We start from the raw sequence: 15,694 nt of genomic DNA, 5'->3' as shown, positions 1-15,694 counted from the left end.
AATGAAAAAGTCCATTTCACTAGTATTTGCATCGATATTGACACTGGCGATTGCCGGCTGCGGAAACAACAGTAACAGCGCTAGCAGCAATCAGAAGGGAAATGCAGCAGAAGCTGCGGCACCGGCAAAGGATTCGGCAAAGGTAACTAAGATCATTGTGGGCACGGGTACTGCTTTTCCGAAAGTCTGCTTCATAGATGAGAACGGCAAACTCACCGGATTTGATGTGGAGCTGCTCAAAGAAATCGATAAGCAGCTGCCAGAATATGAATTCGAATTTCAAACCATGGATTTCAGCAATCTGCTGCTGAGCCTGGAAACCAAAAAAATCGATTTGGTCGCCCATGTCATGGAGAAAAATCCGGAACGGGAGCTGAAGTACTCTTTTAACAAAGAAGCCTATGCCCACTGGAGAAACCGCATTGTAGTGGCAAAGGATAATAATTCAATCCAATCGCTTGATGATCTCAAAGGGAAAAAGGTGCTTGTAGGTGCAACGAGTGCACAAGCACAAATACTCGAGAACTACAATAAAGAGAATGACAATGCGATTGATATCGTGTATCAGAATGGTGCAGCGAATGATACCGTCGCACAAATCAGTACTGGGCGTGTGGACGCAACGCTGGCTGCAGATTTTGTCCTGCCGATCATTGATCCGCAGAATCAGCTAAAAGCAACGGGCGACGAGCTGTCCTCCGCGGACATTCTCTATGTTTTCCGTAAGGATGATGCCGATTCACAAAAGCTGTCAGATGCGATTGACAGTGCGATTAAAGAGCTGAAGACAGACGGCACACTAGGCAAGCTTAGTACGGAATGGTTAGGTGCGGATGTTACAGCGGATTCGGTGAAATGATTGAGCCGGTGAGCACGGGAAGGGAGGGAATATATGGGCGCACAGTTTGATATCAGCTTTGTATTTTCGTTTTTGCCTAAGTTACTAGGGACTTTAAGCACCACGCTTCTGATTGTCGCCTGTTCTCTACTGACAGGAATTCTTGTCGGCTTTCTCGTAGCTCTGCCAAGACTTTATAAAGTGCCTGTGTTAAAAACCATCTCCGAAATCTATATTTCTTTTTTTCGGGGAACTCCGATTCTTATCCAGCTCTTCTTGTTTTATTATGGTCTGCCCGAAATTATGAAGCTGGTTCATGTCGATATGACCCGGACTCCCGTGCTTGTTTTTGTGATACTTACTTACGGGCTGCATACGGGGGCATACATGTCCGAAATGATCCGGGCTTCTGTAATGGCGGTGGATAAGGGGCAGGTAGAGGCTGCTTATGCTACAGGAATGACGGGGTTTCAAGCCTTTACGCGAATCGTGCTGCCGCAGGCGCTCGGAATCGCAGTTCCGGTATTCTCCAATCTGGTGATTGCTCTACTGAAAGATACGTCATTGGCCTTTACTCTTGGGGTGATGGAAATGTCAGGTAAAGCACAGACGCTAGGCAGCTTAACTCAGCATTTTATTGAAACGTATATCGCGCTTGCGCTAATCTATCTGGTCATCAGCTTTACAATCGAGAAACTGCTGCTTATAGCAGAACGCCGGCTGCTGCGGCATGAGAAACGGAATACACCGGAGAAAAAATCGTTCAAAATCAACAAAAGCTGGTCCTACCGCCGCATCATTGCTGAACTTGGACCGGGTAAAGGAGGTAGCGGATTATGAAGCTGGACCCATCTTTTATCTGGACTGCTCTGGTGCAAATTTTAAGTGCAATTCCTGTGACCTTATCTATTACTGTTGTCTCAGTACTCATTGGATTTGTGATTGGTGTGGCTGTAGCGTTGATCCGGATATACAGAATTCCGCTGCTGTATCCGCTGGCTGTCGGTTATGTTACGTTCATCCGCGGGACACCGATGCTGACGCATCTTTTGCTCATCTATTTTGGGCTTCCCGTATTAATCGATGGTCTGGCGGTACAGTTCGGCTGGAGCTTCAGGTCAGTATCGATTCCGATGATCGGTTTTGCCTATATTTCGTTCTCGATTACAGCGGGAGCCTATATGTCCGAAGTCGTCCGTTCCGGTCTGCTTGCGGTGGATCGCGGTCAGTTGGAAGCGGCACATTCTATCGGCATGACCACGCCCCAGGCACTGCGGCGGATTGTTTTTCCTCAGGCGCTGGCGGCGAGTCTGCCCAATCTGTCAAATTCGGTAATTGGTATGCTGCATGGATCTACCCTTGCTTTTACCGTTTCGGTGGTGGATATCAATGCTAAGGCGCAAATTGTTGCTTCAACGAACTGGAAGTTTTTTGAGGCTTATCTGGCGGCAGCACTGATTTTCTGGGGACTTACGTTCCTGATCGAACGCGTGACGTCGCTGATTGAAAAAAGAATTAATCTGTACAATCGAGGTGGAGTAGCATGATCAAGCTTGCGCAAATTTCGAAGTCATTCGGTCGGAATCAGGTGCTCAACAATATAGATTTAACGGTGACGAAGGGTGAAGTTGTCGTCATTCTCGGTCCCAGCGGCTCAGGAAAAACGACACTTTTACGCTGTGTGAATTATCTGGAGAAGCCAAACAGCGGAGAGATCGCCATCGGCGATTTCAAAGTGAACTGCAAGCATGCCCGTAAAAAGGAGATTCATCTGCTCCGGCAAAAAACGGCAATGGTGTTCCAGCAGTACAATTTATTCCGCCATAAAACCGCGCTGGAGAACGTGATGGAGGGACTGCTGATTGTCAAAAAGCTTCCGAAGGAAGAAGCGAAAAAGCGGAGTATTGCTCTACTTGAAAAGGTTGGTCTTGGCAGCAAGCTGGACGCCTATCCAAGTCAGCTGTCCGGAGGCCAGCAGCAGCGGGTTGGCATTGCCCGTGCCTTGGCACTCGAGCCGGAGGTTATATTGTTCGACGAACCCACATCGGCGTTGGACCCAGAGTTAGTGGGTGAGGTGCTGGCCGTCATCCGTAAAATTGCCAAGGAAGGCATCACAATGATTGTGGTGACTCATGAAATGGGCTTTGCTCGTGATGTGGCGAATCATGTGGTTTTTATGGACGGAGGCGTCATTGTTGAAGAAGGGACTCCGGCAGAGCTGTTTAACCATCCGCGCGAAGAAAGAACGAAGCAGTTCCTGAAGCGGATCACACCTGAATTTAACTATTCCATATAGGAGGAAAAACAATGGCTATTACAATCAGCGTACTTGATCAAAGTCCGATCTATCCGGGAGAAACGCCGGAGGAAGCATTCCAGCATACGATCAAGCTGGCACAATTGTCCGAAGAGCTTGGATTCCACCGGTTCTGGGTTTCAGAGCATCATGACTCCGAGCAGGTAGCCGGCTCTTCCCCGGAAGTACTTATCTCACATCTTCTGGCTAAAACAGAGCGAATCCGCATTGGCTCCGGTGGAATCATGCTCCAGCATTACAGCCCGTATAAGGTAGCGGAGAACTTCAATGTGCTGTCTACACTGGCTCCTGGACGAGTGGATCTCGGTGTGGGACGTGCTCCCGGTGGACTCCCACGCAGCACACAGGCACTACAGCAGGGAAAAGCTGAAACCCCAGACCTTACGGGCAAAATCATCGAGCTGGAAAAGTATGTACATAACCGCCTCGAAGAAAACCATCCGCTGGCAGGGTTGAAGGCAGGTCCCCTTCCTGGTATTCCTCCCGAGCTGTATGTCCTTGGCGCGAGTGTAAGCAGCGCGGAAATTGCCGCTGAACTGGGGTTACCGTACGTATTCTCCCTGTTTATTAACAGCGATAAGGCGGTAGCGCTGGATGCCATTCGTGCTTACCGCAGCGGTTTCGCTTCTTCACAGGGCAGACAACCGCAAGCGATTATCGCTTTAGCGTTAGTGGTGGCTGAGACTGAGGAGGGAGCGAAAGAACTGGCAGGTGCGCATAAGCTGATCCGGATTCAACTGGCGAGCGGGAAGAAGCTGACAGTAGGGACCTTGGAACAGGCGGAGGAATTTGCCCGCCAGAGCAATGAAGCCTACACGATTGAAGAGCTGGAATCGGAGATTACCAAGGGAACAAAATCATCTGTCCGTGAACAGTTGTTGGAACTTTCAGAGGCATCCGGTGTCGAGGAGTTCATCATAACGACGAATGTACAGCCCTTTGACAAACGGCTCCGATCCTTTGAGCTACTGAGCGAAGCAATCGCTGAAGTGGCTGCAGAGGCATAAAGCGGGCGGGCTCGGTATCACACAGGAAATCGTGTAAAGGAGGGTGACTGTATATGACAAGTAAAGCTAAAGAGTTGAGTGCGGAAGCGCTTGAAGAAGAATTAATCGGGATACGCCGTCATCTGCACCGGCACCCGGAACTGTCCAATGAAGAATATGGCACAACAGAATATATTATTTCCCTGCTGGAGCGGGCAGGAGTCAGGATCGTAGAATACGGTCTGTCTACCGGCGTGATCGCAGAGATTGGCGGCAAAAAGCCTGGTTCGGTCATCGCACTGCGCGCAGATATTGATGCCTTGCCAATCCAGGAGGAAAGCGGAGTATCCTTTGCTTCATTATATCCCGGCAAAATGCATGCCTGCGGGCATGATTTCCATACGGCTGCCTTGATTGGTGCCGCCTTTCAATTGAAACAGCGAGAGCAGCAATTACAGGGAACGGTGCGCCTGTTATTCCAACCAGCGGAGGAGAAGGCGCAGGGTGCACAGCGAATCATTGCTAGCGGGGCACTAGAAGACGTCCGGGCAGTGATCGGGCTGCATAACAAGCCAGACCTGCCAGTCGGAACCATCGGTATTAAGGGTGGTCCTTTAATGGCAGCAGCTGACGGGTTTGTGATTGAAGTGCAGGGTGGCAGTTCTCATGCTGCCGTTCCGGAAGCTGGCATAGACCCGATTGTAGCGGCTTCGCATATTGTGACGGCATTCCAGTCCATTGTAAGTCGCAATGTCAGCCCACTGCAGAGTGCGGTGGTCAGTGTGACGCAGATTCACAGCGGCAATTCATGGAACATTATCCCCGAAAAAGCCGTGCTTGAAGGGACGATCCGCACCTTTGATGAAACGGTGCGCAGCAAAGTGCTGAACCGGTTTCAGGAAGTGGCGGTCGGTGTAGCAGCGGCTCTTGGAGCAGAAGCTACCGTTCGCTGGATAGAAGGGCCACCTCCGGTTATCAACGACCCCTCCCTAGCAGCGCTTGGAGTTGAATCGGTCGAAGCTCTTGGTTACCGAGCGATTCAGCCAGAGCTTTCTCTGGCTGGAGAGGATTTCGCCTTCTATCAGCGCGTGGTACCCGGACTGTTCGTTTTTGTAGGCACTGAAGGAAGCCAGGAATGGCATCATCCGGCCTTCAATCTGAATGAACGTGCACTCCCTGTGGCAGCACGTTTCCTTGCGGATGTAGCTGTTCGTTCCCTAGTGCAGTACAGTCCCGATGGAGGTGCAGAATTATAGCTGAACATAACAGTTACGATGTAATTATCGTCGGCGCAGGCTCGATGGGCATGAGCGCCGGTTACTATCTTGCGAGGCGCGGAGTGAAGACGCTGCTAATTGATGCCTTTAATCCTCCACATACACAGGGAAGCCATCACGGGGAAACCCGGCTGATCCGGCACGCTTACAGTGGTGATCCCGCTTACATTGATTTGGCTCTGCGGGCAGATCGTTTATGGAAAGAAGCCGAGCAGTTGAGCGGAATAGAACTGCTTGTCCGCTCGGGCGTATTGAATCTAGCAGATAGTGCAGTGTATTCCTTCAGCGGTCGTCTCGCGGAAGCGAAGAAACGGAAGGTGCAGGTTCAGCATCTGGATGCCGGAGAGATCCGGCGGCGCTGGCCGGGATTGAACATTCCAGAAACATTCGCAGCAATGTATGAACCAGATGCCGGGTATTTGTACAGCGAGCGCTGTATCTCCGCCTACCGCCAGCTTGCCCTTGGACAGGGTGCGGAGCTGTTGACGAACACTTCGGTAGTAAACATCACCGCCCGCGAAGGCAGTGTGACAGTTCATACAACAAACGGCGATTATCACGGAGCGTCAGCTATCCTTAGTGCCGGAGCCTGGTTTGGTGCGTTGGCGCCTTTTGTGCATTTGCCAATCAAGGCGATCCGCAAAGTTGTGGGCTGGTTTGAGAGCTCACCTGCTTTTGCAGCCGGTAACTTCCCTGGCTTCACGCTAGGGGCTGAGGAAGGTGGCTATTATGGCTTTCCCAGCATTGATGGAACCGGTCTGAAGATCGGCCGGCACGATACGGGGCTGGAATGGAAACCAGGCACACTACTTGCTCCCTTTGGCAGTGAAGCCAGCGATGAGCAAGACCTTCGTAGAGTACTGGAGTCTTATATGCCGGGTGCAGCTGGCCGATTACTTAAAGGTTCTGTATGCAAATATGAGCATACGCCTGATGAAGATTTCATTATTGACCGCCATCCGCTCCACTCCAATGTGCTGGTAGCCGGAGGGTTCTCAGGGCATGGTTTTAAATTTTCTAGTGTTGTAGGTGAAATACTTGCTGATATGGCGACAAGTGGAGCTACCAACCACAACATCCAACCTTTTTCGTTATCACGTTTTGCACCTGATCATTCGCAAGCAGGCTTTATATTGGAGGGGATTTAATGAGCAAAGTTCAAATCAGTAATTTTTTAAGTACTTACAACCAGCTGGTGCATGCAACTGCAGGGTTAACAGAGGAACAGCTGAAATGGAAGGCGGAACCAACAAGTTGGAGTGTCACTGAGGTGCTGGCTCATCTAGCTGATCACAGCATTGTGGTTTCGTTCCGCATCCGTGATATTCTCGCTGCTACAACTGCGCAGCTGCCAGTCTTCAATCAGGACGCTTGGGTCAGCGGCCAGTACGCCAACAGTGGTTATGCTTCCGATAGCCTGGAGTTGTTCCGCAGCCTGCTTTATTATAACAGTCTATTGTTTGAACGGCTCAGCGCAGAGGATTGGGAGAAAAGCGGGATTAACTTCAAGGGGGAGATCGTGAAAATTTCCGATATCGTCCATAGCTTCACCGCACATGTGGAAAGGCATCTTGGCCAGATCGAGCGAATCAAGCAGGGCGCTGCCAATGCATCGTTCGTGCAATAAATGCTTATAAAGTGAGTTTTGCACAAAGTAAAACCTGGGAATCGTATGCTCACAAAACTTTTAGGAGGAATGAACATGACCAAACCAAAACAACTGAAGCTAGGCGCACTGCTGCATGGAGTAGGAGGCAGCACGTCGATGTGGCGCCATTCTGATGCTAAGCCGGATGCAAGTGTAAACTTTGAATTATACAAAGCGTGGGTACAGAAGGCAGAAGAAGGCAAGCTGGATCTGATCTTCATCGCAGACGGTTTGTACATTAATGAAAAGTCCATTCCGCATTTCCTTAACCGGTTTGAGCCGCTGACCATCCTTAGCGCACTCGCCGCCGTCAGCACCAACATCGGTCTGGTTGGTACCCTGTCCACCTCCTACAGTGAACCGTTTACTGTCGCGCGTCAATTCGGCTCACTGGATGTAATCAGCGGAGGCCGGGCCGGCTGGAATGTGGTGACTTCACCGCTGGAAGGCTCTGCCTCTAATTACAGCAAAAAAGAGCATCCTGACCATGGCAAGCGCTACCGCATTGCTACCGAATATTTGCAGGTGACGCGCGGATTATGGGATTCCTGGGAAGATGATGCGTTTGTCCGAGACAAGGAATCAGGTGTATTCTTTGATCCGCAAAAAATGCATACCCTGGACCATCAAGGTGAGTTCTTCTCCGTGAAGGGACCGCTCAATATTGCTCGTTCGAAGCAGGGGCAGCCAGTCGTGTTTCAGGCAGGTTCCTCAGAAGTTGGTAAAAATTACGCCTCAAAGGAAGCGGATGCTATCTTCACTGGCCACGAAACGCTAGAAGATGCCCAGGCATTCTATAGCGATGTTAAGACACGGGTAGCTTCATTTGACCGGGATCCGAATGAGGTGCTGATCTTTCCTGGCATTGCACCAATCATTGGCGACACACCAGAGGAAGCAGAGCGCAAATATCAGGAGGTTGCTGGTCTCGTGACGATTGAGAATGCACTGAACTATTTGGGCAGATTCTTCGAGCATCATGATTTCTCGCAATATCCGCTGGATGCACCGTTCCCTGAGCTTGGCGAGTTGGGGCGCAATAGTTTTCAGAGCGGCACGGATAAAATCAAAAAGGACGCGAAGGAGAGAGGCTTAACACTAAGACAGGTCGCCTTACAATCCGCTACCCCGCGTAGCAGCTTTATTGGCACACCTGAGCAAGTGGCGGATCAGATTCAAACCTGGTTTGAGGGTGGAGGAGCAGACGGATTTATGATCGCAGCTGCTGTTCCTAACGGACTGGAGGAATTCGTCGATCGGGTAGTGCCGATTCTGCAAGAGCGGGGTCTGTTCCGCACTGAATACGAAAGTAGCACCCTGCGTGGAAATCTCGGTATTCCATTGCCTGAGAACCGCTATTCCAAGGCATCTCAACCGGCAGGGCATAAAGCCATACATTAACAATAATATTAATTTGAATTTCAATATTTAGCTTTCGTCATAAAAAATGTAACGCAGCCGTTTAAGGCTGCGTTTATTTGCGTGCGCGCGGAGCTTGTCTATCAACGTAAGCGCTTTAAATATCCAATCAGAGCAATAGATAACCAATCACTGTTATATAGGCAGGGTTCCCGCTGCAGCTTATGATAGAAATATCAAGGAGGGATGTAAATTGTACGCTAAGTTCTACAAGTACCGATGGCAATATTTAATGATTCTTCCGGGAGTTCTGTTGCTATTTCTGTTCAGCTATATTCCGATGGCAGGGATTCAGGTCGCCTTCCGCGACTTTCAGATTGGCACCTCGATCTGGAATAGCGTATGGGTGGGATTAGACAACTTTTCTTTCCTGCAAGATCCCCAGTTTTTAACTGTTGTCAAAAACACGTTATATATATCCGTGCTTAAGTTCATCTTCGGATTCCCGGCACCGATTCTGCTGGCGCTGGTGATTAACGAGGTAACCCGGCCTGTATTTAAACGATTCGTGCAATCGGTCAGCTATTTGCCACATTTTTTCTCATGGATTGTAGTCGCTTACATCCTGCAGTCTTTTCTGACTTTGGATGGTGGGCTGGTCAATCAGTTCATCGAGAAAGCAGGTGGTGATCCCGTATTTTTTCTAGGTTCCACGGAGTGGTTCCGGCCCATGGTTATATTAAGCGGCTTGTGGAAAGAGACCGGCTGGAACACGATTCTCTATCTGGCTGCGATCACAACGATTGATCCGCAATTGTATGAGTCCGCCAAAGTAGAGGGTGCAGGAAAGCTAGCCCAGATTCGGCATATCACCTTCCCGGGTATTCTACCGACAATATCGATTGTGCTAATTCTGAGTATCCCAAGCCTGATTTCAGTAGGGATGGATCAGATTTATCCGCTGATGAATTCTGCTAATCAAGGGGTCGCGGATGTACTGGATACGTATATCATCCGCAACGGATTGCAGCAGGGATATTTTGGGATGGCGACCGCAGTAGGACTGTTATCCTCAGTGATCAGCTTGATATTGGTTGTTTCGACTAATCAGTTATCCAGAAAAATAAATGGTGAAGGATTATGGTGATGGCATATGAAGCTCAGCAGAGGTGAAAAAATAGCTCAATACGTCATCGTCATAGTACTGGCCGGTCTGTGCTTGTCTGTACTATATCCATTCCTGTACATGCTGGCAATCTCACTGAATGACGGTGCAAGTGCAGCCAAAGGTGGCGTGTATCTATGGCCCAAGAATTTCACATTAATAAATTATGAGATCGTATTAGGAAATGAAATTATCCGGCAGTCTTATCTAATTACAATCGCTAGGACAGTCATTGGCACATTCGCAGGACTTATCGTCACACTTCTGGTGGCATTTGGCTTGTCCTACCGCGGTCTTCCCTTAAGAAGCACGATACTAGGCTATATTCTTTTAACCATGTTATTCAGTGGAGGACTGGTTCCTTTCTATATTCAGCTTAATAATCTCGGGCTTATCAACACGTTCTGGGTGTATATTTTCCCCGGGCTGTTCTCGGTCTGGAACATGTTTGTCATGCTGAAGTTTATACAGGGAATCCCTGAAGCTCTGGTAGAATCCGCTGAACTAGATGGAGCCGGTCCTGTTCGTACTCTGATTCAGATTATTATTCCACTCTCTCAACCTATGCTTGCAGCGCTGGGACTGTTTACCGCAGTGGGACACTGGAATGATTGGTTCGCCGGTGCTTTCTTCGTCACGAAGCAGAATCTGATTCCGGTGCAGACCTTCCTGCAGCAATTGCTCGCTGCTCAGGATTTATCCGCTGTCCTTGGCTCGAATACCAACCAGGAAGCTTTGGCGAGGAGCTCACAAATGCAGAATATTACGCTGATGTCGATTAAGATGGCAGTCGTTATGGTGAGTGCAATCCCCATCCTGTGCGTGTATCCGTTCCTGCAGAAATATTTTGTGAAAGGAGTTCTTGTAGGGTCAGTAAAAGGTTGATCTACAATAATAGAACAGGGGGAATTAAACAATGATGATCAAAAAAACGGGTCTAGTCGCCTTGGCTGCAGCAACCTTACTGATGTCTATTGCCGGATGCTCCGGATCAGGTGGGAATACTGCGAACAAGCCTGGAAGTGACAATGAAACGTCAAATAACCAGCCCGCCAGTGGCTCGACTTCCTTTAATCTCTGGCTCGGATGGACGGCAACCATCAATAATGATAGTTTGGTCCAGAAATATTGGCGTGAACAGGAGCCTGGAGTAAATGTGAAGCTGGAAACCACTCAAGGCGACGCGATGACTGCACTTAATTTGAAGATAAACACTGGCGGCTTTGAGGATGCAGCTATCTTCAGCCGAAACGAAACGGTCAAAAGCGCGATGAACCGGTCGAAACAGCTTATGCCGCTAGAGCAGTATTTCGACATGCCTGACAAATATCCAGGACTTGCGTCTATTCCAAAGCAGTATCTGGAACTTATGAAGGATAATGAGGGCCATATCTGGTCCATACCTACCTGGTTTGACCAAAACCCGGAAGATCCGTGGCCAGGTTGGGCATCTCAAGCCTGGATTGTCAGAAGTGATGTGCTGGAGAAAACAGGTATGACCAAAGAGGACTTAGCAACGTTAGAAGGAGTTGAGACCTTCCTTCGGAAAGCTGCAGAAGAGAAGGATGCTTCCGGCAAATCGCTGATTCCTCTATCATTCCTGATGGACACTAGTGATAATCTGGGCTGGAGCGATGAAAACGCAATTTTGACAGCATTTGGGGTGACTACAGCAGGTAATGGCGTTGACAAACGCGGCGATGATTTTGTATTCGCTTACGACGATCCCAATTATAAAGCAGCTTATCAATGGATGAACAAGATGTACCAGGAGAAGTTGATCGATCCAGAGGTCGTTACCAGCAAAAAAGAACAGTATACAGAAAAGAACAAATCAGGTCGTATTGCCTTCAATGTCGGCAGCTTCTGGAACATTCCTGCCTCAGCCTGGGAGACATTGGACGGCCCAACAGAGCCAGGGTGGTTTTACGAAGCGATCCCTTTTCCTAAAGTGGATGGTGTAGAGAAAGTCGGAATTAATCAGGTTACCAATCCGAATCCAGGCTATGATGTCTATGTTAGTGAAAAAACTAAAAATCTGGAAGCTATTCTGAAATTCTTCGATTATACCTTGCAGCCGAAACCCGAACAGCAGCAGGTCATTAATGAAGGACCGGCGGGATTATACTGGGATTGGATTGATCAACCGTTGGGCAAATGGAAATTCACAGACGAAACCTACAAGACGAGCCGCAATTCCGGAGACACCGCACAAAAAGCTAAAGTCACCCCGGAGCTTTACATGACTGCCTCTTACAGCAATGAATGGTACCCATGGTGGAACACAGAGGATGCAGGAAAAGCCGGAGCTGCTAAGACAATTAAGTTCACAGAAGCTATCGGCAAAATGGGAACTATCCGCGTGGCAGAGCCTTATGATCTATTCCAGATGAAACAGGGCGGCGCATGGGAGAAATATTCACCGGAGATCGAAAATATCCGCAAGGAATATCGAGCCAAGCTTTTAATGGCCAAAGACGAGGGGCAATTCGAGAAGAATTGGAGCGATTTCCAAGCAGCACTAGAGAAGCGTGGGCACTGGAGTGAAGTCAAGCAGGAGTGGCTGGATACGTACAAGGAGGAAGTAACCGCCTTGCAATAGACAACCGTGATGCTCTTTCAGTCACGGATCTTAAACGATAAAAAAATTAATGGAGCACCTCTCACTTGGAGGGGGCTCCCTTTGCACTTCATGGGGGGAATCTATGATTAAACAACAAATAGAGAAATGGATCATCCGTATGACCCGTTCTATGAACCTGAGGAGTAAGATTGTATTATTCTACGGACTAATTGTATTTCTCCCCACCGTACTGCTGGCTGCAGGTGCAGGGTACATGATGCTACATACGGTGCGGGCCAATTATATGCTGACGATCAGGGAAGCCGTTCGGCAAAGTGCGCAGAGTATTGAATTCAGGAAGCAAAGCTATGATCTGCTGGCTACCCGGACGGCTACGGATGGTGAGCTGATCTCTAGATTAGCCAGGGACTATGCGGATATCGATGAACAATTGGGTACGGTCAATTATGTGGACCGTTCCTTCCTGCTCACCAGTAAATACTTGCCAGGTATTGAGAATTTCCGGATCTATCATACCAACGATACACTAGTGCAAGATGGAGGGCTTCTGTGGAAGCCGGAAAAACGGAGCCTTTCGGGAATTCGAGAGCGGGAATGGTATACGAAAATGCTTCGCACAACAGACAATCTGGTATGGACTAATGCAGCGGACGACAGGACTAAGCTAGTAGTATCCCATAAAATTCTGAACGCATATGGAGATGTTTACGGGATTGTGTACCTGTTACTGAACTATAACGGTGTCTTCATGGAATCGTTCGAGCATCCTTTTGAAGGGGCCGGAGAATTGTATATTGTTGACGACAACGAACGAATTATTGCATCCTCGGAGCCCTCTGAAATTGGCAGCCGGTTATCCTCATCCTCCTTAGGTCAGTACTGGAATAACTCGTTGGAAACATCGGCTACAAAAAGCGGGATGATGCTGATCACTCAGGAGATTAAGTCTGGCTGGACGGTTGCCGCGCTTGTGCATCTTGACAGACTGGAGGAGCAGTCTACGCGGATTATGTACTATATCGGAGCAGGTATTGCATTTTTCCTGCTGTTGTCCATCTTTCTAATCATGATTGTACTTAAAAATGTGATTTGGCGGATCCGCAAGCTGGGCACCCGAATGACAGATATCTCACAGGGCTATTTCGAAGTTACAGTGAGAAACCGTGACAACGATGAGCTGGGTGAGCTTGAGGTATTGTTCAATTCCATGTCTGGCCGTTTGAGAAAACTGGTCGAAGAACATACAGAGGCCATGCTCAAAGAGCGGGAGCAATCATTCAGGGCGTTGCAGGCACAGATTAACCCTCATTTCATTTATAATTCGCTAAGTCTGATCCGTTGGCGGGCATTAGATCAGCAGGACGAATTGCAAATCCGAACCATAGATGCGCTGACGACATTCTATCGGCTGGCACTCAATAACCGGGTTAATGTGACGCTGATCCGTGACGAAATTGAGCATCTTAAGGCGTATATCGAAATTCAGCAGCTGCGTTATCCCGGTCAGGTATCCGTAGAGTGGCTGGTAGAGCCTGACGTTCTTGACTTGTACAGCATTAAGCTGATCCTACAGCCTACGGTCGAGAACTGTTATCTGCACGGGGGCATCACAACTAGAACTCATGCTTTTATACAAATTACGATCAAACGAGTGGAGAATACGGTGCAGTTTCAGATTTTTGATAATGGAAAAGGGATTGGCAGTGAGAAGCTGGAACAGATCCGTACCGGCAGCTACACGGGTACGCAAAACGGATTCGGGATGAACAATATCCGTGAACGTCTTGCATTGTATTTTGGCACAGAGGGCGGCTTTGAGATTGACAGTGTAGAAGACGAATGGACTTGTGTAACCATTGATATCCCTGTTTGCAAGGAAAGTCCTGAGATAAAAAAGGGGGATGGAGCTTAATGCGGGCATTAATTGTCGACGACGAGCCTATGCAGATTCAAGGGCTTCTTCGTCATATTGGCTGGAAAGCTCTGGGGTATGAGGAACCGTTAACTGCATTATCTGGTGAAGAAGCACTAACAATCCTAGGAGAAACTCTTGTGGATGTGCTGATCGCTGACGTCTCGATGCCCGGTATGACAGGGATCGAACTGCTCGCAAGATGCAGAGCGGATTATCCGTTACTCCAGTCTTTACAGACTGTGATGATCAGTGGATATGACGAGTTTGAATTTGTGCAGGAGGCTATACATCTGGGAGCTAAAGCTTACGTTCTGAAGCCCATCAAGACGGAAGAACTCGAAATGAAACTGGCTGCGTTCAGAGAAGTAGTTGAGAAGAAAAAACAGATTGAACAGGAAACCACTGTACTTAGGGAGAAAGTAACAGAGAGCTATGAGGTGCTGCAGGAACGTTTCGTCAAAGATATGGTCGAAGGCTGGATCCACAGTGATGAGCTGCTCGAATCCTGGCGGCGTCTGCTGGATCTGCCTAATGGGGAATGGCAGGCAACATTATTCCTGTTCGGATATGACCGCAGGTTTCTAGATAATCCGCATGATGCCAAGGATCGGATCCTGCTTAGCGAAGGGCTATTGAACTGCGTTAAGACTGGTCTATCTGGCTTCTCCGGTACCTATATAGGGAAGACAGGAGCGGATGAATTGGCCGTCATTGTGCTGAACGCAACGCCATTGATGCGGGCAAGACTTGAGAAGCAGCTTGCGTTTATCCAAGATATCCTAAGAGAGCAGTATAAAGCCTCCGTCTCGGTCGGAATCAGCAGAGAGTGTTTGTTCTGGACGGAAATACCGTTGCTGTATAAGGAAGTAAGGCATATGATGACCGGTGCCAGGCTGGCCGGCTACGGACAAATCCTCTATTTCAACCGGAACTTGATGAATGAATATCATGATTTCCGGTTGCGTGAAGAATACATTCCGGAAATCGTTAAGCTACTGGACAGAGGAGAGAGCGATAAAGCTTCCGCATATTTCAATCATGCTTTCGAAGTGTTACTTGCGCGAGAGCCTGTATCCTTTTCCTATGTGCAGGCTTTCGGAATGGGTTTGCTTAGCGAACTAGCCAGAAAACTGAAGCGTATACATGAAAAGGATACAGAGATGAACATCCTCATGTGGCAGCGGCTGATCGACTGTACAGGCGTAGATGAAGTCAGGAAGGTCGTACTGGAATATTTGGCGCAATATGCTAAGCTTAATCAAAGAGAGCAGGTCGCTCAGCAGCATAACCTTATCCAGCGGGTCGCCCGCCAACTGGAGGAGCATCTGCATGAGAACATGACTGTAAAGCAGCTTGCTGAGCAGTTTCACTTGAATCACAGCTATTTAAGTGTTCTCTTCAAGAAAGAAATGGGCCGTACGATTTCCGACTTCGTGCAGGAAGCGCGTATGAACAAAGCCAAGGAACTACTTCGTGACCCCAATATTAAGGTCTACGAGGTTGCCGAGCAAGTGGGCTTTCAAACCGCGGCTTATTTTACCTTCCTTTTTAAGAAAACAACCGGCACTACACCTCAGGAGTTCAGAGATTATCATTATTAGGAGT

Annotated in this window: 14 protein-coding genes; all 14 read left to right on the top strand. The window is 48.6% G+C overall.

What is annotated here, in order from left to right; genetic code table 11:
• Nucleotide 1 precedes the first annotated feature (1 nt).
• The 14 genes from NST45_RS12080 (at nucleotide 2) to NST45_RS12015 (ending at nucleotide 15,690) form a co-directional block, all read left to right on the top strand.
• Nucleotides 2–859: a transporter substrate-binding domain-containing protein gene (locus tag NST45_RS12080; protein WP_036677286.1), complete on the top strand. Its 858-nt coding sequence runs from the start codon at nucleotides 2–4 to the stop codon at nucleotides 857–859.
• Nucleotides 860–892: 33 nt separating this feature from the next.
• Nucleotides 893–1,678: an amino acid ABC transporter permease gene (locus tag NST45_RS12075; protein WP_076125555.1), complete on the top strand. Its 786-nt coding sequence runs from the start codon at nucleotides 893–895 to the stop codon at nucleotides 1,676–1,678.
• On the top strand, nucleotides 1,675–2,385 hold the full coding sequence (locus tag NST45_RS12070; protein ID WP_036677282.1) for an amino acid ABC transporter permease: 711 nt from the start codon (nucleotides 1,675–1,677) through the stop codon (nucleotides 2,383–2,385). Before NST45_RS12075 ends, NST45_RS12070 begins: the two co-directional genes overlap by 4 nt.
• Nucleotides 2,382–3,134, top strand: a complete 753-nt coding sequence (locus tag NST45_RS12065) for an amino acid ABC transporter ATP-binding protein (protein WP_076144090.1) — start codon at nucleotides 2,382–2,384, stop codon at nucleotides 3,132–3,134. The genes NST45_RS12070 and NST45_RS12065 overlap by 4 nt, the downstream gene beginning before the upstream one ends.
• Before the next feature lie 11 nt (nucleotides 3,135–3,145).
• Complete coding sequence (locus NST45_RS12060; protein WP_076099208.1) at nucleotides 3,146–4,162, top strand: LLM class flavin-dependent oxidoreductase; 1,017 nt, start codon at nucleotides 3,146–3,148, stop codon at nucleotides 4,160–4,162.
• A 53-nt stretch (nucleotides 4,163–4,215) separates the two neighbouring features.
• A complete protein-coding gene (locus NST45_RS12055; protein ID WP_076099207.1) occupies nucleotides 4,216–5,397 on the top strand; it encodes an amidohydrolase in 1,182 nt (393 codons plus the stop codon).
• Nucleotides 5,394–6,566 (top strand): N-methyl-L-tryptophan oxidase, encoded by a 1,173-nt coding sequence (solA, locus tag NST45_RS12050; RefSeq protein WP_076099206.1) that lies wholly within the window; start codon nucleotides 5,394–5,396, stop codon nucleotides 6,564–6,566. The genes NST45_RS12055 and solA overlap by 4 nt, the downstream gene beginning before the upstream one ends.
• Complete coding sequence (locus tag NST45_RS12045) at nucleotides 6,566–7,045, top strand: DinB family protein (protein ID WP_036677271.1); 480 nt, start codon at nucleotides 6,566–6,568, stop codon at nucleotides 7,043–7,045. The genes solA and NST45_RS12045 overlap by 1 nt, the downstream gene beginning before the upstream one ends.
• Before the next feature lie 75 nt (nucleotides 7,046–7,120).
• Nucleotides 7,121–8,467: an LLM class flavin-dependent oxidoreductase gene (locus NST45_RS12040; protein WP_036677270.1), complete on the top strand. Its 1,347-nt coding sequence runs from the start codon at nucleotides 7,121–7,123 to the stop codon at nucleotides 8,465–8,467.
• A 211-nt stretch (nucleotides 8,468–8,678) separates the two neighbouring features.
• Nucleotides 8,679–9,572, top strand: a complete 894-nt coding sequence (locus NST45_RS12035; RefSeq protein WP_051490965.1) for an ABC transporter permease subunit — start codon at nucleotides 8,679–8,681, stop codon at nucleotides 9,570–9,572.
• Between the two features lie 6 nt (nucleotides 9,573–9,578).
• Complete coding sequence (locus NST45_RS12030) at nucleotides 9,579–10,475, top strand: carbohydrate ABC transporter permease (RefSeq protein ID WP_036677267.1); 897 nt, start codon at nucleotides 9,579–9,581, stop codon at nucleotides 10,473–10,475.
• A gap of 31 nt (nucleotides 10,476–10,506) precedes the next feature.
• The gene (locus NST45_RS12025; protein WP_036677265.1) at nucleotides 10,507–12,192 is read left to right on the top strand and encodes a hypothetical protein; all 1,686 of its coding nucleotides are present in this window, start codon (nucleotides 10,507–10,509) and stop codon (nucleotides 12,190–12,192) included.
• Between the two features lie 103 nt (nucleotides 12,193–12,295).
• A complete protein-coding gene (locus NST45_RS12020; protein WP_076099203.1) occupies nucleotides 12,296–14,086 on the top strand; it encodes a sensor histidine kinase in 1,791 nt (596 codons plus the stop codon).
• Nucleotides 14,086–15,690: a helix-turn-helix domain-containing protein gene (locus tag NST45_RS12015; RefSeq protein WP_076141227.1), complete on the top strand. Its 1,605-nt coding sequence runs from the start codon at nucleotides 14,086–14,088 to the stop codon at nucleotides 15,688–15,690. The genes NST45_RS12020 and NST45_RS12015 overlap by 1 nt, the downstream gene beginning before the upstream one ends.
• Nucleotides 15,691–15,694: the final 4 nt, after the last annotated feature.

Source organism: Paenibacillus sp. FSL R7-0163, assembly GCF_037969975.1.
In the GTDB taxonomy this organism is placed as follows: domain Bacteria; phylum Bacillota; class Bacilli; order Paenibacillales; family Paenibacillaceae; genus Paenibacillus_AQ; species Paenibacillus_AQ odorifer.
The sequence above is the reverse complement of the archived record's forward strand: the minus strand, read 5'-3'. Positions and strand labels throughout refer to the sequence as shown.